Genomic DNA, 16,540 nt, shown 5'->3' with positions numbered 1-16,540 from the left:
TGTGACACCATGTATAATGGGAACAGGGGGATTCGGAATGTCAAAATGGGATAAGTTGCTTGCGCGCATCTGCGCCTTATCGAAGGACTTGCGGTTCGACGAACTGCGAAAAGTGTTGGAAAGCTATGGCTACGACATGACAGCCCCCAGAAGCGGGAGCAGCCACTACACCTTCCGGAAAGCAGGCTGTATGCCCATTACGATCCCCAAACATGAACCTATCAAGAAAGTTTACGTGGAAATGGTACGGCAGATCGTGGAGAGTGAGGCGAAGAACGATGAAGACGCTGAATGAGTATTTGAAGATGCCTTACCGGATGGAGTTGGTGGAGGACCCGGATGAGGGGGGATTTGTTGTCTCTTATCCGGACTTGCCGGGCTGCATTACCTGCGGCGAAACGGTCGAACGCGCGATCGCAAATGCACAGGACGCAAAAAAAGCATGGCTGGAAGCAGCGCTGGAAGAGGGGATCGAGATCCATGAGCCGGATAGCCTGGAGGAATATTCCGGGCAGTTCAAACTGCGGCTTCCGCGCAGTCTGCATCGCTCGCTTGCCGAGCATTCGCAGCGAGAGGGGATCAGCATGAATCAATATTGCGTTTACCTCCTCGCGAAAAATGATGCGATGTACGTGAAATAAAGGTTTCCAGAACCACAAAGCCCCCTGCATCCGGGATGGATGCAGGGGGCTTGTTCTGTGTTCTGCAAGCGCAGGAGTGAAAATTACTCCACGCTGATCATATAATAATAAACGGGCTGACCGCCGCGGATGTGGCTGACCTCAACGTGGTTGGGGCACTTTGCCTTGACGATCTCGGTGACCTTTTCGGCATCCTCGTCGGAGACATCGCAGCCGGAGATGATGGTGACGAAGCTGGAGTCCTTCTTGCACATGCCGCGGGCCAGACGGTAGGTGGCCTTGGTCAGGTCATTGGAGGTGGCCACGATCTTGCCATTCTCCAGAGCCATGATCTCGCCCTTCCGGATGCGCTTGCCGTCGAACTCGCTGTCGCGGGCGGCGTAGGTGATGAGGCCGGTGGAGACCTTGTCGGCCGCAGCCATCATGTTGATGGTGTTGGTCTCAACGTTGGCGGAGGGGTCAAAGTTCAGCAGTGCCGTGATGCCCATGGGCACGGTGCGGGTGGGCAGAACGACGACCTGACGGTCGGCCAGCTTCTGGGCCTGCTCGGCAGCCATGATGATGTTCTTGTTGTTGGGCAGAACGAAGACGGTCTTGGCCGGGACGCTCTGGATGGCGGCGAGGATATCCTCGGTGGCAGGGTTCATGGTCTGACCGCCGGAGACGACGGCGTCGGCCGCCAGGTCGGTGAAGACGGCCTTCAGGCCCTCGCCCGCAGCAACTGCCACAAAGCCGTAATCACGGCTGGGATCCACAGCGGCGTAGATGAACTCAGAGGTCGGGTCGGGCTTCTTTTCGGCAGAAGCCTGCTTTTCCAGGCTCTTGCCCTGCTTCTGGCGGGCCAGGAACTGCTCGTGCATGTTCTCAATCTTGAAGTTGGTCAGGTAGCCGTACTTGATGGCCTCGCTCAGAATCTTGCCGGGGTCGGCGGTATGGACGTGCAGGTTGATGACGTCATCGTCCTCGATGCAGACGACGCTGTCGCCGTTGGACTCCGCGAAAGCGCGCATCTTGGCGGCGCTGGCACCCTCATTCTTGTTGATGAGGAACTGGGTGCAGTAGCCGTTCTTGATGTCCTCGACCTTCATCAGGTCATCGGTGAAGACGCCGCGGCCGGCGTTCTCGGTGGAGAGCTTGGCCTTGTTGGGGACAGCCTCGCCGCCTACGACGATGGGCTCACCGTGGAAGACCTTGCCCATGCCCTCGAAGATGACCATGATGCCCTGGCCGCCGGCATCCACGACGCCGGCCTTCTTCAGGACGGGCAGCAGGTTGGGGGTGTCCTCCAGTGCTTTCTGACCGGCGGCGAGCACCACGTCCCACAGAGCGGGGACTTCGCTGGCATCGCAGGCAGCTGCTTCTTCGGAGGCCACGCGGGCAACGGTCAGGATGGTGCCCTCGGTGGGCTTCATGACAGCCTTGTAAGCGCCCTCGACGCCCTTCTTCAGAGCCTCAACGAGGTCGTCTGCACCGGCTTCCTTCTTGCCTTCCAGCGCCTTGGAGAAGCCGCGGAACAGCAGGCTGGTGATGACGCCGGAGTTGCCGCGCGCACCGCGCAGCATGGCGGAGGCAGCGGTCTTGGCGGCCTCGCCGACGGTGCAGCTGTCGTCCAGAGCTTCCAGCTCACGGACGGCTGCGCCCACGGTCATGCCCATGTTGGTGCCGGTGTCACCGTCCGGGACGGGGAAGACGTTCAGCTCGTCCACGCGGGAGCGCTGGTTGTTGATGTTGTTTGCGCCGGAAATAATCGCGTCGCGCAGGATCTTACCAGAAATCATTTGAATTTTCTCCTTATTCTCTTGTCCGATCAGGCGATCACGTCGTCCACGGAGACGATCACGCGGGCGACCTTGAGGCCGGTAGCCTGCTCCACCTCGTCCTTGACGCGGTGCGAGATGCTGCGTGCAGCGGTCGAAATGTTGAGCCCATAGCTGACGGCGATGTGCAGCTCGATCACGAGACGGCCCTCTTCCTGGGTGACGCGGACGCCCTTTGCAGAAAAATCAGCGCCGTGTACCATGCTCCGCACCTTGTCGGTCAGATCGCGGGGGGTCATTGCGGCCACACCGTAGCATTGTTTGGTTGCTTCGCCCACGAGCGTCGAAAAATACTCGGCGGAGAAGCTGACATCTCCCAGCGGGAAACGGGAAGTGATCATAGTCGCTCTGCTCCTTTTATCAGATTATTTGATTTGGCCCGGCGAACCGGGAAAGGAATCTTACACGCTTATTATACCTCTTTAGCGGCCCGGTGTACAGCGGAAAATTGCAACTCCTGTGCCGGACATACCCCATTGCACCCGATTTCGAGCGCCGCAGTGGGTATCCTGAGAACAGGGCCGCAGTGCCAGAGGGCCCGGTGGGCAGTTCCTTTCTGCTTAGTATAGCACAAAATGCGCCAGAGTGCATGGTTTTTCCGCATGTTTTGAAAAAGAGCGAAAAATGACTGTGAATAAAATCTAAAAAGTATGATTATTCCCTTTAACTTGCTGTGAAAAAGTGCTAAAATCAAATCAGAGAGACGGGGCGCTGCGCCCACAACGGCAGAATTTGTTTTTCGATAGGAGAGCTGATGATGAACATTTTGTTTTTCCTTTCCCCCAAGCAGGACCTGATGTATGTCTACGATGACTTCACCCTGCGGCAGACCTTGGAAAAATGGGAGAACAACCGCTACGCATCCATTCCGGTGCTCAACCGCAAAGGCGAATATGTGGGCACCCTGACCGAGGGGGATATCCTCTGGGGGCTGAAAAAATACCATGGCCTGGACCTGGAAGCCGCCGAGGACGTGCCCATTTCCAGCTTTGCCCACAAGCGGGATTACAAAGCCGTGACCGTGAGCACCAGTATGGACCAGCTCATCGAAGCGGCCATGAACCAGAACTTTGTGCCGGTGGTGGACGACCGGGGCATGTTCATCGGCATCGTCCGGCGGCAGGCCATCATCCGGTATTGCTACGATAAGACCCGCGCTGAGCAGTCCGCCGCAAAACCGGCCCGGCGGCGGGAAATGGCGTCAGCTGCGGCAAACTGAATCGTTTGTAAAATCCATGTAAAATCTGCGAAAAGAACTGTGGCAAAACCCGGCGAAATGCGCGAAAATGTATCAAAAACGCAAAAAACATGTAAAATAAGGCTTGTTGAAACAGGCCGCTCGATGCTATAATAAAAAGGACGGCGTTCAGGCAGAAAGAGCCCGGCGGCCGTCCTTTGTCTGTTCAGAAAGAAAAGGAAGAACATTTTTAGGAGTATCGAGATGGATATCACACACATCACCTCTCTGTTGGGCGGTATTGCGCTGTTCCTGTACGGCATGTCGATCATGGGCGCCGGCCTGGAGAAGCTGGCGGGCGGCAAGATGCAGGGCGTATTGCAAAAGCTGACCTCTTCCACCATCAAGGGCGTCATTTTCGGCACCCTTATCACCGGCGTCATCCAGTCGTCGGCGGGCACGGTCGTCATCTGTGTCGGCCTTGTCAACTCCGGGATCATGACCCTCACGCAGTCGGTAGGCGTGATCATGGGTGCGAACATTGGTACGACTGTCACCGGCCAGCTCATCCGCATGGCGGATATCTCCGGCGACAGCCTGTGGCTGACCTTGATGCAGCCCAAGACCTTCGCACCGGTGGTCGCGTTTATTGGCTGCATTTTTTATGTATTCCTGCGCAACGCCAAGAAAAAGAACATCGGCCAGATCATGCTGGGCTTCGGCATCCTGTTCACCGGCATGAACCTGATGGATACCGGCGTTTCGCCCCTGCGGGAGAGTGCGGCGTTCCAGGACCTGTTCGTCAGCATGACCAACCCCATCCTCGGCGTTCTCGTGGGCGTGGTGGTCACGGTCATCATCCAGTCGTCCTCGGCATCGGTCGGTATCTTGCAGGCACTGTCCAGCACCGGCCTTGTCACCTTCGGCTCGGCCATCCCCATCATCCTGGGTGCCCACATCGGCACGGCCTTCACCCCGCTGCTGACCATCGGCGGCTCCTCCAAGGATGGCAAGCGCACCGCGCTGATCCACCTTTATTTTAATATCATCGGCAGCGTGGTGCTGCTGGCGGCCATCTATGCGGTGCGCTACACCATCGGCATCCCCGTCTGGGGCGATGTGATGAACAAGAGCTCCATCGCAAACATCCACACCATGTCCAGCGTGGCGGCAATGCTCCTCTTCCTGCCGTTCAGCAGTGTGCTGTCGAAGCTGGCTGTCCTCACCGTGCCCGACAGCGCCGAGGAAGCGCAGGAACTCAGTATGCCTGTGCTGGACGAGCGCCTGTTCAAGAGCCCGGCCGTTGCCCTGCAGCAGGCCAAGAACGCAGTGGTTAAGATGTCCCGCCGCGCTGCCCGCAACGTGAACCTGTCGGCTCCGCTGCTGCTCAAGATGGACGAAGACGTCGTGAGTGCGGTGAACGTCCGGGAGAACCTCATCGACCGGATGGAGGTCGAGATCTCCAACTACCTCATCAAGATGACCGACCAGGAGCTGGGCGACGACGAGAGCCATGCTGTGACCGAGCTGCTGAACTTCGTCACCGAGTACGAGCGCATCGGCGACTATGCCGTCAACATCATGGAAAAATCCGAGGAGCTTTATGAGAAGGAAGCGTCCTTCAGCGACCACGCAAAGGAGGAGCTCAAGCTCCTCACCGGCGCGATGGAGCGTGTGCTGGACCTGACGAATGACGCCTTTGAGAACAATGACGTCGCATTGGCCCGCCAGGTGGAGCCGCTGGAAGAGGTCATCGACATCATGGTCGAAAAGCTGCGCGACCAGCACATCAAGCGCCTGAAGAACGGCATCTGCTCCATCGACACCGGCGTCGTCTTCCTGGATGTGCTGAACAATGTGGAGCGCATCTCCGACCACTGCTCCAACATCGCGGCCCGTCTGATCGGCATGAACCAGGGCGAGGACTACGACTCCCACACCCTGAAGAGCCTGATGCACCACAACCCCACCAAGGAATACTCGCTCCATTACGAACAGTGCTGCAAGGACTACCTTGTGCCGCTGGAAGCCATGGAAGCGTAATGCACCGATGACAGCAGAGACCCTCCCCGGCGGGAGGGTCTCTGTCATTCTCCCAGGTCCTCCAGCACGGTCCGCAGCTCGGTCTCGCTGTAGACCGCAAGGCCCTGCTTGATGCGGAGGGCGTCGTTTTCGGGCAGAAGGTTGACGTAGATGCCAGTCTCCTCCAACCGGTCGGCGGGTTCCCCGTCGGCCCCGCAGGCATAGACCGTCAGCATCCCGCCCTCGTCGCAGAGGTAGTAGAGGGCCGTCCGCTCCGGCAGGGCCTGCGCCGCCAGACTCAGCGGCACCGAGTCCGGCGCTTCGTCCTGCGGGGCAGGGGAGGGCAGCGTCAGCCGGGGGAGGGCCATCCAGAACAGGCTGAACGCGATGGCAAAGGCGCAGAGCGCATAAAACAGACAGAGAACGAGCTTGCGCACAGGGAAATCACTCCTTTGCAGGGAAAGTTTCAAACGGTAGTATGCGCAAAAAGAAAGTTTTCCAGACAGAAGAACAGAATTTTCACAGCAGAATGCTGTACTTTGCAGGGCAAAATGTGCTATACTACCTCTATCCGGGGAAAATTCTGCTCTTTTGCCGGTCGGACCGGGCGGGGCAGCTTGTCGTATAACCAGCGAATCATCGGCCCAGTGGCCGGTCAGGAGGCGATCCATATCGAACCAAGAAAGATCCACCAGAGCGGGGCAAAGAGAGAACCCCAGCCTTCCGTGGGACGTCAAGTCAATGTGAACAACAGCCGCCGGGACCCGGCTCCCAGCGGGAAGCCCCCCAAGGAGCCGAAGGAGAAGAGCAGGCACCCCCTGCTGCGGTTCCTGGGCCGCACCCTCGCGATGCTGATCTGTCTGGGCATCATGGCGGGCAGCCTGCTGATGGTGGGCATGGTCTATTACGCGGTGCAGGCCACGGCCAACGACGGCGACCTGCTGAATCTGGATAACATCGAGCTGAGCCAGTCCAGCACGGTGGTGGCCACCGACCCCGACACCGGGGCACAGGTGGAGTACGCCACCCTGCGTTCCTCCAACAGCCACCGTGTCTGGGCAGACCTGGAGCAGATCCCCACCAACCTACAGTATGCGTTCATCTGCACCGAGGACAAAGATTTCTACAATGAGCCGGGCGTCAACTTCAAGCGCACCATCGGTGCCATGGTCAACGAGTATGTGCTGCCGATCTACAGCTCCAAGCAGGGCGCGTCTACGCTGGAACAGCAGCTCATCAAGAACCTGACCTCGGACAAGAGCGCCAGCGGCATCGGGGGTGCCCTGCGCAAGGTGCGCGAGATCTACCGCGCCCTCTGCCTGAGCCGCACCTACTCCAAGGAGACCATTCTGGAAGCCTACCTGAACACCATCAGCTTCACCGGCACGATCCAGGGCGTCCAGACGGCGGCAAACGAATACTTCAACAAGGACGTCAGCCAGCTCACCCTGTGGGAGTGCGCGGCCATTGCGTCCATCACCAAGAACCCCACCAACTACAACCCTTATACGAACCCCGAAAACCTGATCCACCGCCGCAATTTCATCCTGTATAATATGTGGCAGCAGGGCGTGATCTCGGAGGATGACTACCGGAACGCCGCTGCCCAGCCGCTGGTGCTGGCGGAGGATACCAGCAAGAAGAACACCTCCTCCGTGACCAGCTACTTCACCGATGCTCTGTTCAACGAGGTGGTCGGCGACATCATGGAGAAGGAGGGCGTGGACGAAGCCACGGCCCAGAACATGCTCTACACCGGCGGCTACACCATCGAAGCCACCGTCAACCCCAAGATGCAGACCGCCATGGAGAATCTCATGCTCAACACCGACGATGCCTATTTCCCGGCAGGCTGGCATGAGGAAGAAGTCACCTCCATCTCGGACGACGATGTGCAGGTGATGAACGAGGACGGCACCCCCAAGACCCGCACCGGCGACGACGGCACGGTCTACTATTACCGCAATGTCCGCACCCAGGCGGCCATGGTCACCCTGGACTATGACGGCAATGTGCTGGCCATGGTGGGCGGTCTGGGCAAGAAGACCAAGAGCCTCTCCCTGAACCGTGCTTACAGCGTCACCCGGCAGACCGGTTCGACCATCAAGCCCATCGGCGCCTACGCTCTGGGCATCGAGTACGGCCTTGTCAACTGGTCCACCATGCTGAACAACTCGCCCCTCTACCTCAAGCAGGATATGGTCATCCGCGATGAGGAGTACTGCCGAAAGAACGGCCTGATGGGCATGTCCGACACCCAGCTGAAGGCCTACCCCAACGCATGGCGCAGCTGGCCCCGCAACTATGGCGGCAACTACGGCGACAACTCCGACCTGCCGCTGTGGAACGGTCTGGCCCGCTCGCTGAACACCATCGCCATCCGCGTGGGCGACCTGGTGGGCGCAAGCAACATCTTCAATTTCGTCTATAATACCTTGCAGCTGGACACGCTGGACCCCTCCAGCGACGTCGGCCTTGCCCAGATGGTCATGGGCAGCCAGACCCACGGCGTCACGCCCACGGCGCTGGCCGCAGCCTTCCAGATCTTCTACGACGGCCAGTACACCACCCCGCATCTGTACACCCGTGTGCTGGACCGTGACGGCAACATCTATCTGGAAAACAACTCCACCAGCTATCAGGCCCTGACCCCGCAGACGGCCTATGTCATGAACCGCCTGCTGAAGAACGTCCTGTACTCCAACGTCGGTACGGCCAGCGGCCGCTACCCCAACTCCAACGGCATGGAGTCCTTCGGCAAGACCGGTACGGCCAGCGACGAAAAGGATCTGTGGTTCGTGGGCGGCACCCCGTATTACGTCACCGCTGTGTGGTGGGGCTACGATGCGCCGTATGATATGACCAACACCCTGAGCAAGAATCAGGCCAAGACCCGCACCTGCGTCACGGCGTGGAAGGCCTATATGGAAGAGGTCCAGAAGAACCTGCCCTATAAGGCGTTCCCGGCGGCAGACGGCGTGGTGGAGCGCGCCTACTGCACCCAGAGCGGTCTGCTGGCAGGCCCCAACTGCCCCAGCCGCGCTACTGGTTATTACCGTGCGGACGACCTGCCCGATACCTGCAATTACTCCCACTCTTCGGGCGTGACGCAGGCGGCCCAGCCCGCAGCCGACCAGACCACCATCCCGGCGGACACTTCCGGTCTCGACACCGACTGAGCGCAAAACTCATACTTTTTCCCATGGGATGGGTGCCATTCCGGCAAGGCGATGCGCCACTTCACGCATCAAAACTGGACAATCTGACAAAAACACATCCGGCCTCTTGCAATGCAGGGGGCCGGATGTTATTATATTCTCTGCAAGAACACTTGTGTTTGTGAGGTGAACAAGTTGGAACGCCGCTTTTATCTGGTGGATGCACAGGTCCTGCCGGAAGTCTTCCTGAAGGTCGTCAAGGCCAAGGAGCTTCTGGCCAGCGGGGAGGCGCGCAGCATTTCGGCTGCGACCCGCAGCGTAGACCTGTCGCGCAGTGCTTTCTATAAATACAAAGACTGCATTTTTGACTCCGAAAACGGCCGCGAGGTCATCACCGTGATGGCCACCCTGCGGGACGAGACCGGTGCGCTGCAAAGTCTGCTGGCCGGCATCAGTGCCGCAGGAGCCAGCATCGTGACCATCAACCAGTCCACGCCGGAAAATGGCGCTGCGCTGGTGGCTGTCACCATCCGCACCGACACGATGCAGATGACCCCGGAGGAACTGACCGAAAAGCTCTCCCGACAGCGGATGGTCGTCGGTGTGCACTGTGGATACAATCTGTAAACAACTAAGAGAGAGGAACGAGGGTTTACCATGGCAAAGATCGCGATCTTAGGTTTTGGCACGGTTGGCAGCGGTGTGTACGAGGTGCTGTGCCGCAATGCAGCGGGTGTTTCCCGCCGGGCAGGGGAGCCCGTTGAGGTGAAGTACATCCTCGACCCCAAGGATTTCTCCGGCCACCCGGCCGCGCATCTCTTCATCAAGAACTTCGACACCATTCTGGAAGACCCGGAGATCAAGGTGGTGGTCGAGACCATCGGCGGCACCCGGTTCGCATACCCGTATGTGAAAGCCTGCCTGGAGAGCGGCCGCAGCGTCTGCACCTCCAACAAGGAGATGGTGGCCACCTACGGTGCCGAGCTGCTGGGTCTGGCCAAGGCGCACGATTGCGCTTTCCTGTTCGAGGCCTCGGTCGGCGGCGGCACCCCCATCATCACCCCGATGCACCAGTGCCTCGCGGCCAACGTCATCACTGAGGTGGAGGGCATCGTCAACGGCACCACCAACTTCATGCTGACCAAGATGATCCACGAGAATCTGGGCTTTGACGAGGCGCTGAAGATCGCACAGGAGCTTGGCTATGCCGAGACCAAAGACCCCGGCGACGATGTGGACGGCCGCGATGCCTGCCGCAAGATCGCCATCCTGTCCTCGCTGGTCTGCGGCCACCAGATCTACCCCCAGAACATCCCCACCCGCGGCATCCGCGAGATTACCATCGCTGATGTGGCGGCGGCGGAGAAACTGGGCTGCGTCATCAAGCTCATCGCCTGGATGAAGCGGGGCGGCGACGGCAGCGTGGCCGCAGGCGTGGAGCCCTGCCTGGTGCCCCGGTCGAACCAGCTGGCCGGCGTGGACGACGTCTTCAATGCCGTTCTGGTCAAGGGCGATATGCTGGGCGACGTCATCTTCTACGGCAAGGGCGCGGGCAAGCTGCCCACCGCCAGCGCCGTGGTGGCCGATGTGGTGGATGCCATCAAGGAAGGCTCCAAGGTCCACGACAGCCTGTTCTGGCAGCCTGCCGAGCCGGTGGAGGGGATGCTCACCGACCCCGCGCCCGCCGCATATTATGTGCGTGTGGCAGGCATTGCACCGGCTGTGGTGGAGGCCATCTACGGCACCGGAAAGGTCGTGGAGGAGCGGTTCGACGGCTGCTCGTACTTCGTGGAGAAGGCCGACGCCAGAGCGCTGGCCGAAGCAGCCCGGAAGGTGGAGGCCGTGGGCGGCAGCGTGAAGCTGCTGCTCAAGCGTCTGCCGGAGGAAGCATAAAAGGAAAGGTGCAGCCATCATGAAGATCAAAGTCTCTGTCCCGGCCACCAGCGCCAATGTCGGCTCCGGCTTCGATGCCCTGGGCCTGGCGGTGACCCTGTACAATACCGTGACCTTTGAAGAGAGCGAGAAGCTGGACATCTCGGCAGCGGATGGGACCCGCATCCCCCGCAACGAGTCCAACCTGGTCTACCGCTCGGCCAAGGGCCTGTTCGACAAGGTGGGGAAGAAGATCCCGCCGCTCCGCATCGTGCAGACCAACCCCATCCCCATGGCACGTGGTCTGGGCTCCTCGTCGGCCTGCATCATTGCGGGCCTGCTGGGGGCCAACCGGATGCTGGGCGATATCCTGAACACCCAGGAGCTGCTGACCCTGGCCACCAGCATCGAGGGCCACCCGGACAATGTGGCACCGGCCCTGCTCGGCGGCCTGACCAGCAGTGTCTACGAGGACGGCGTGGTCTACTCCGTCAAGCGGGATGTGGATCAGAGCCTCTGCTTCGCGGCCATCGTGCCGGACTACAAGCTCCTGACCGAGGCCGCCCGCGCAGCCCTGCCGAAGCAGGTCTCCCACAAGGATGCGGTCTACAACCTGTCGCGCGCAGCGCTGGTGCCTGCGGCCTTCTGTGAGGGCCGCCACGAGCTGCTGGCCATTGCAACGGAGGATAAGCTGCATCAGCCCTACCGGATGCCGCTGATGCCCGGCTCGAAGGAAGCCTTCGCGCTGGCAAAGCAGTGCGGGGCAAAGGCCGTGTATGTGTCCGGTGCCGGTTCCACCGTGATGGCGGTGGCCGAGCGCGCCGACGCAGAGGAATTTTACAAGGGCCTGGAGGCAGGCCTCGAACAGCTGGAAGGGCTGGACGGATGTGAAGCATTTACGCTGCTGCGCCTGGATGCAGATAATACCGGCGCAACCGTGGAATGATATTAGGCGTACGCCCTGCGCAGAAAAGCAGGGCAGAAGAAGAGGAGAGTGACAAACTATGGCGTTGATCGTACAGAAGTTCGGCGGTTCTTCCGTGAAGGACCGGGACCGTATTTTCAACGTGGCCCGCATCGTGGCCAATACCCACAACGCAGGCAATGACGTGGTGGTCGTGGTGTCCGCCCAGGGCGATACCACCGACGACCTGATCGCAAAAGCAGCGGAGATCACCCACAACCCCTCCGCACGTGAGATGGATATGCTGCTGGCAGCGGGTGAGGAGATCAGCATCTCGCTGCTGGCCATGGCCCTGAACGAGCTGGGCTGCCATGCCACCAGCCTGACCGGCTGGCAGGCAGGCTTCCGCACCGACCGTGCTTACACCAAGGCTCGCATCACCCGGCTGGAGACCGAGCGCATCTCCTCCGAGCTGGAGCGCAACCGCGTGGTCGTCGTGGCAGGCTTCCAGGGCCTGAACAAGCTGGATGACATCACCACCCTGGGCCGCGGCGGTTCCGACACCAGCGCCGTTGCCATCGCGGCGGCGCTTCATGCAGACCGCTGCCAGATCTTCACCGACGTGGAGGGCGTTTACACCGCCGACCCGCGCAAGGTGCGCAACACCCGCAAGCTGGAGGAGATCACCTTCGACGAGATGCTGGAGCTGGCCTCCCTCGGCGCACAGGTGCTCAACAACCGCAGCGTGGAGCTGGCCAAAAAGTATAACGTGGAGCTGGAAGTGCTTTCCAGCCTGAACCCGATTCCGGGTACGGTCGTCAAGGAGGTTACGAAAATGGAAGGTATGCTGATCAAGGGCGTCGCAAAGGACACCGACGTTGCTGTTATTACGATTCTGAATGTTCCCGATGAGCCGGGCACGAGCTTCAAGATCTTCGGCCTGCTGGCCCAGAAGAACATCAACGTGGATATCATCCTGCAGTCCACCGGCCGCGACGGCAAGAAGGATATCTCCTTCACCTGCTCCGAGGGCGAAGCAGACACCGCACTGCGTGTGCTGAAGGACAGCGGCAAGTTCCAGAACGCCACCTGTGACGAGACCTGCGCCAAGGTCTCCATCGTGGGCGCCGGTATGCAGAGCCACAGCGGCGTTGCTTCCAAGATGTTCGAGGCACTGTCGAACAACAACATCAACATCAAGATGATCTCCACCAGCGAGATCAAGATCTCCTGCATCATCGACCGCAACGACGCCGACAAGGCCGTCAGCGCCATCCACGAGATGCTGTTCGACTAAGAACCATCGGAAGTGCGGAGCCGCGGTGTAAGGGCTCCGGCTCCAGGGCGTCCGCAGGGAAAGGCGGGAAAAGCCCCGGTCTGATAGAGAGAGGCGAAGGAAAATGTTGGAATCCATCAAATGCAGCACGGGCGGCGCGTACTATGTGCGCGGCGCATGGGTCAACGCAGATGCAGACGCCCCGGCGGCACTGGCTGCGCAGGGTTTTGATGCCGCCGCTGTGGCGGATGCCCCCAAGGGCACCATGGCCTACGGCATCCTGACGGCACACAACACCAGCGGCGATGACCAGAACCTGAAAATCAAGTTCGACGCCATGGCCAGCCATGACATCACCTTTGTGGGCATCATCCAGACGGCCCGCGCATCGGGCCTGGAAAAGTTCCCCATCCCGTATGTGCTCACCAACTGCCACAACAGCCTGTGCGCCGTAGGCGGCACCATCAACGAGGACGACCACCGGTTCGGCCTGTCCGCAGCCAAAAAGTACGGCGGCATCTTCGTGCCGCCCCATCTGGCGGTCATCCACCAGTACATGCGCGAGCGGTTCGCGGGCTGCGGCAAGATGATCTTGGGTTCGGACTCCCACACCCGCTATGGTGCGCTGGGCACTATGGCCATCGGTGAGGGCGGCGGTGAGCTGGCAAAGCAGCTGCTGGGCCGCACCTACGATGTGGCCCGCCCCGGCGTGGTCGCCATCTATCTGACGGGTGCGCTGCCTGCGGGCTGCGGCCCCCACGATGTGGCCATTGCACTGGTGGGCGAGCTGTTCAAGAGCGGCTACGTCAAGAACAAGGTGATGGAATTTGTCGGCCCCGGCATCGCTTCGCTGCGGCAGGATACCCGCAACGCCATCGACGCCATGACCACCGAGACCACCTGCCTGTCCTCCATCTGGGAGACCGATGAAAAGACCCGGAACTTCCTCGCAGCCCACGGCCGGGCAGGGGACTACAAGCCCCTCAAGCCCGCAGACCTTGCGTACTATGACGGTGTGGTGCAGGTGGACCTGTCGAAGATTCGCCCGATGATCGCACTGCCCATGCACCCGTCCAATGCGTTCACCATCGAGGAACTGAACGCCAACCTGCACGACATCCTGCATGACTGCGAGGAAAATGTCCAGAAGCTCGTGGGCCGCAGGGACGTGAAGCTGGACCTGTGCAGCAAGATCGAGAACGGGAAACTGCGGGTGGATCAGGGCGTCATCGCGGGCTGCGCAGGCGGCCTGTTCGACAGCATCTATGAGGCTGCTTCCATCCTCAAGGGCCACACCGGCGGATGCGGCGACTATGCGCTCAGCGTTTACCCCGGCAGCCAGCCCATCATGATGGAGCTGACCCGCACCGGCGTCCTGACCGACCTGATGGCCAGTGGTGCCACCATCCGCACCGCGTTCTGCGGCCCCTGCTTCGGTGCCGGTGACGTGCCCGCCAACGGGGCACTGTCCATCCGCCATACCACCCGCAACTTCCCCAGCCGCGAGGGCTCCAAGCCCGGCAGCGGGCAGCTGGCCGGGGTGGCGCTGATGGATGCCCGCAGCATCGCGGCCACTACGGTCAACGGCGGCATCCTGACACCGGCCACTGAGATCGACTACGACCCTACCGTGCCGGAGTACCACTACGACCCGTCCAGCTACGAGACCAGAGTCTATCAGGGCTTCGGCCACGGCGATTACGACGCACTGCTCAAGTTCGGCCCAAACATCAAGGACTGGCCGGAGATCGCCCCGCTGGGCGAGAACCTGCTGCTCAAGGTGGCTTCCTATATCACCGACCCGGTGACCACCACCGATGAGCTCATCCCCTCCGGCGAGACTTCGTCCTACCGCTCCAACCCGCTGGGTCTGGCGGAGTTCACCCTCAGCCGCAAGGACCCCGCCTATGTGGGCCGCGCCAAGGCCGTGCAGGCCGAAGAAGCCGCCCGCCGCGCCGGGCAGGGGGATGCGGCCCTGCTGGAACAGATCCGCGCCGTGCCCGGCTGTGAGCAGCTGACCTGGGAGGATGTGCAGCTCTCGTCTACCATCTTCGCCGTCAAGCCCGGCGACGGTTCGGCCCGTGAGCAGGCGGCGTCCTGCCAGCGTGTGCTGGGGGCCGGGGCGAACATTGCGGTGGAATATGCCACCAAGCGCTACCGCTCCAACCTTATCAACTGGGGCATGCTGCCCTTCCAGCTGGCCGGGGCCACCCCGTTCGGGCTGGGGGACTACATCCTCATCCCCAACATCCGCGAGGCCCTCAAGGGCGACTTGCAGAACATCCCCGCCTATGTGCTGGGCGGGGCCGTCAAGCCGTTCACCCTGTATATGGCTCCGCTGACTGCGGACGAACGCCCGATCCTGGCCGACGGCTGCCTCATCAATTTCTATAAGCACTAAGTATTGATACGATGCCGAAAAAGCATTCGCCCTTTTGGGACGGGTGCTTTTTGGGCTTTCATGGGAGGAAACACAATGCCCGGCGATCTTCACAATCATTCCACCTGTTCGGACGGCTCCGTCCCCATCCAACGCCTGCCCCAGATGGCAGCGCGGGTGGGGCTGGACACCATGGCCATCTCCGACCACGACACGCTCCTGAGCGTCCGGTACTGTTACGAACACCCCACCCAGGACGGCGTCCGGCTCATCCCGGCCACTGAGCTGACCGGTTACGACTACGAGCGGCACCACCGGGTGCACCTGCTGACCTTCTGGCCCGACCCGGAAAGCCCGGAGCTCATCCGCCACTGCGACATCATGCGCCAGCGCCGGAACGAGTGCTGCCTGCAAAGTGCGCGGGAGATCGAGCAGATCTACCCGCAGTTCCGCACCGAGCAGGCGCTGGAATATGCAAAGGACAGCGGGGTGCTGTTCAAGAGCGGCATCATGCAGGCGCTGTGTGAGCTGGGTCTGGCCGAGGGCATCTACGGCGAGGAGTACCACCGGCTGTTCGGCTGGGAACCGCGCGGCATCGTGCTGCACTCGCCGGAGTATCCGCCGGTGCAGGAGGTGCTGGCCACGGCCAGAGCGGCGGGAGCCGTCGTGGTGTTTGCCCACCCGACCGTCTACAAGAGCATGCCGCTGCTGCGGGAGCTGGTCAAAGAGGGGATGGTGGACGGCATCGAGGTGGACCACCCCCGCAACAGCCCGGAAGACCGCGCCGAGTGCATCGCCCTGTGTGCGCAGTACGGCCTGATCCGCACCGGCGGCACAGATTTTCACGGCTCGAACCACAAGCACCCCCACCCGGTCGGCACCTGCACGACCCCGGACGACCAGATCGCCCGGATCGAAGCGCTTGCGCAGAAGCGGAAATAATAGTATAATAAAAACACCCAAATGTAAAAAGAGAGGATGTTTCCGATATGAGCAAATCGTTCGAGTTCCCCAATGTGGGCACCTGCTCCAAGCTGACCAAGATCGTCCTGAACGACGACCACACCATCGAGTCCATCGAGGTCGTTGGCGGCTGCAACGGCAACCTGAAGGGCATCAGCCGCCTGCTGAAGGGCATGAAGGCAGAGGACGCCATCGAGCGGATGGAGGGCACCACCTGCGGCCCCCGCCCCACCAGCTGCCCCGACCAGATCGCAAAGAACCTGAAAAAGGCGCTGGCAGAGCTGTAATCTGCCGTGTTCCAAAGGCCGAACTGCATGTTTTGTGCGGTTC

15 protein-coding genes are annotated in these 16,540 nt (G+C 60.8%); 12 read left to right on the top strand and 3 right to left on the bottom strand.

The features are described 5' to 3' along the window. Positions 1-37: 37 nt before the first annotated feature. Positions 38-295, top strand: coding sequence for a type II toxin-antitoxin system HicA family toxin (locus tag J3350_RS01210; RefSeq protein ID WP_207685415.1), 258 nt, complete (start codon positions 38-40; stop codon positions 293-295). Beyond that, positions 279-641 carry a type II toxin-antitoxin system HicB family antitoxin gene (locus J3350_RS01205; protein WP_118551922.1) on the top strand — a complete coding sequence of 121 codons (363 nt, stop codon included), beginning with the start codon at positions 279-281 and terminating at the stop codon, positions 639-641. The genes J3350_RS01210 and J3350_RS01205 overlap by 17 nt, the downstream gene beginning before the upstream one ends. A gap of 83 nt (positions 642-724) precedes the next feature. On the opposite strand, the gene J3350_RS01200 is transcribed toward J3350_RS01205, so the two are convergent. Then, positions 725-2,419: a DAK2 domain-containing protein gene (locus J3350_RS01200; protein ID WP_207685414.1), complete on the bottom strand. Its 1,695-nt coding sequence runs from the start codon at positions 2,417-2,419 to the stop codon at positions 725-727. Positions 2,420-2,448: 29 nt separating this feature from the next. Then, the gene (locus J3350_RS01195; RefSeq protein WP_055187762.1) at positions 2,449-2,799 is read right to left on the bottom strand and encodes an Asp23/Gls24 family envelope stress response protein; all 351 of its coding nucleotides are present in this window, start codon (positions 2,797-2,799) and stop codon (positions 2,449-2,451) included. A gap of 416 nt (positions 2,800-3,215) precedes the next feature. Here J3350_RS01195 and J3350_RS01190 point away from each other — a divergent pair, with 416 nt between their 5' ends. Beyond that, on the top strand, positions 3,216-3,677 hold the full coding sequence (locus J3350_RS01190; protein ID WP_097792512.1) for a CBS domain-containing protein: 462 nt from the start codon (positions 3,216-3,218) through the stop codon (positions 3,675-3,677). A gap of 222 nt (positions 3,678-3,899) precedes the next feature. Continuing rightward, positions 3,900-5,678 (top strand): Na/Pi cotransporter family protein, encoded by a 1,779-nt coding sequence (locus J3350_RS01185; protein ID WP_097792511.1) that lies wholly within the window; start codon positions 3,900-3,902, stop codon positions 5,676-5,678. A gap of 44 nt (positions 5,679-5,722) precedes the next feature. Here J3350_RS01185 and J3350_RS01180 read toward each other — a convergent pair whose 3' ends face one another. Continuing rightward, positions 5,723-6,094 (bottom strand): hypothetical protein, encoded by a 372-nt coding sequence (locus J3350_RS01180; protein WP_207685413.1) that lies wholly within the window; start codon positions 6,092-6,094, stop codon positions 5,723-5,725. A gap of 306 nt (positions 6,095-6,400) precedes the next feature. On the opposite strand from J3350_RS01180, the gene J3350_RS01175 reads away from it, so the two are divergent. From J3350_RS01175 to J3350_RS01140, 8 genes are all read left to right on the top strand, one after another. Next, complete coding sequence (locus J3350_RS01175; RefSeq protein ID WP_370569244.1) at positions 6,401-8,836, top strand: transglycosylase domain-containing protein; 2,436 nt, start codon at positions 6,401-6,403, stop codon at positions 8,834-8,836. A 165-nt stretch (positions 8,837-9,001) separates the two neighbouring features. Beyond that, positions 9,002-9,442 carry an ACT domain-containing protein gene (locus J3350_RS01170; RefSeq protein WP_055187772.1) on the top strand — a complete coding sequence of 147 codons (441 nt, stop codon included), beginning with the start codon at positions 9,002-9,004 and terminating at the stop codon, positions 9,440-9,442. Between the two features lie 30 nt (positions 9,443-9,472). Next, entirely contained in the window at positions 9,473-10,708 is a 1,236-nt protein-coding gene (locus J3350_RS01165) for a homoserine dehydrogenase (protein ID WP_207685412.1), read from the top strand. A 19-nt stretch (positions 10,709-10,727) separates the two neighbouring features. Further along, entirely contained in the window at positions 10,728-11,633 is a 906-nt protein-coding gene (thrB, locus tag J3350_RS01160) for a homoserine kinase (RefSeq protein ID WP_207685411.1), read from the top strand. Positions 11,634-11,691: 58 nt separating this feature from the next. Further along, entirely contained in the window at positions 11,692-12,888 is a 1,197-nt protein-coding gene (locus tag J3350_RS01155; protein ID WP_097792507.1) for an aspartate kinase, read from the top strand. 103 nt (positions 12,889-12,991) lie between these two features. Then, the gene (locus tag J3350_RS01150; RefSeq protein ID WP_207685410.1) at positions 12,992-15,268 is read left to right on the top strand and encodes a hydratase; all 2,277 of its coding nucleotides are present in this window, start codon (positions 12,992-12,994) and stop codon (positions 15,266-15,268) included. A gap of 75 nt (positions 15,269-15,343) precedes the next feature. Beyond that, the gene (locus tag J3350_RS01145) at positions 15,344-16,189 is read left to right on the top strand and encodes a PHP domain-containing protein (RefSeq protein ID WP_207685409.1); all 846 of its coding nucleotides are present in this window, start codon (positions 15,344-15,346) and stop codon (positions 16,187-16,189) included. 47 nt (positions 16,190-16,236) lie between these two features. Then, complete coding sequence (locus tag J3350_RS01140) at positions 16,237-16,497, top strand: TIGR03905 family TSCPD domain-containing protein (protein ID WP_097792504.1); 261 nt, start codon at positions 16,237-16,239, stop codon at positions 16,495-16,497. Positions 16,498-16,540 lie beyond the last annotated feature (43 nt).

Origin of the sequence: Faecalibacterium sp. Marseille-Q3530, from assembly GCF_017377625.1 — a bacterium.
GTDB classification, from domain to species: domain Bacteria; phylum Bacillota; class Clostridia; order Oscillospirales; family Ruminococcaceae; genus Faecalibacterium; species Faecalibacterium prausnitzii_E.
The sequence above is the reverse complement of the archived record's forward strand: the minus strand, read 5'-3'. Positions and strand labels throughout refer to the sequence as shown.

Coding starts and splice junctions, on each gene's coding strand:
- J3350_RS01165 (WP_207685412.1), top strand. CDS start 9,473: ATGGCAAAGATCGCGATCTTAGGTTTTGGCACGGTTGGCAGCGGTGTG.
- J3350_RS01150 (WP_207685410.1), top strand. CDS start 12,992: ATGTTGGAATCCATCAAATGCAGCACGGGCGGCGCGTACTATGTGCGC.
- thrB (WP_207685411.1), top strand. CDS start 10,728: ATGAAGATCAAAGTCTCTGTCCCGGCCACCAGCGCCAATGTCGGCTCC.
- J3350_RS01140 (WP_097792504.1), top strand. CDS start 16,237: ATGAGCAAATCGTTCGAGTTCCCCAATGTGGGCACCTGCTCCAAGCTG.
- J3350_RS01200 (WP_207685414.1), bottom strand. CDS start 2,419: ATGATTTCTGGTAAGATCCTGCGCGACGCGATTATTTCCGGCGCAAAC.
- J3350_RS01190 (WP_097792512.1), top strand. CDS start 3,216: ATGAACATTTTGTTTTTCCTTTCCCCCAAGCAGGACCTGATGTATGTC.
- J3350_RS01185 (WP_097792511.1), top strand. CDS start 3,900: ATGGATATCACACACATCACCTCTCTGTTGGGCGGTATTGCGCTGTTC.
- J3350_RS01195 (WP_055187762.1), bottom strand. CDS start 2,799: ATGATCACTTCCCGTTTCCCGCTGGGAGATGTCAGCTTCTCCGCCGAG.
- J3350_RS01145 (WP_207685409.1), top strand. CDS start 15,344: ATGCCCGGCGATCTTCACAATCATTCCACCTGTTCGGACGGCTCCGTC.
- J3350_RS01205 (WP_118551922.1), top strand. CDS start 279: ATGAAGACGCTGAATGAGTATTTGAAGATGCCTTACCGGATGGAGTTG.
- J3350_RS01155 (WP_097792507.1), top strand. CDS start 11,692: ATGGCGTTGATCGTACAGAAGTTCGGCGGTTCTTCCGTGAAGGACCGG.
- J3350_RS01210 (WP_207685415.1), top strand. CDS start 38: ATGTCAAAATGGGATAAGTTGCTTGCGCGCATCTGCGCCTTATCGAAG.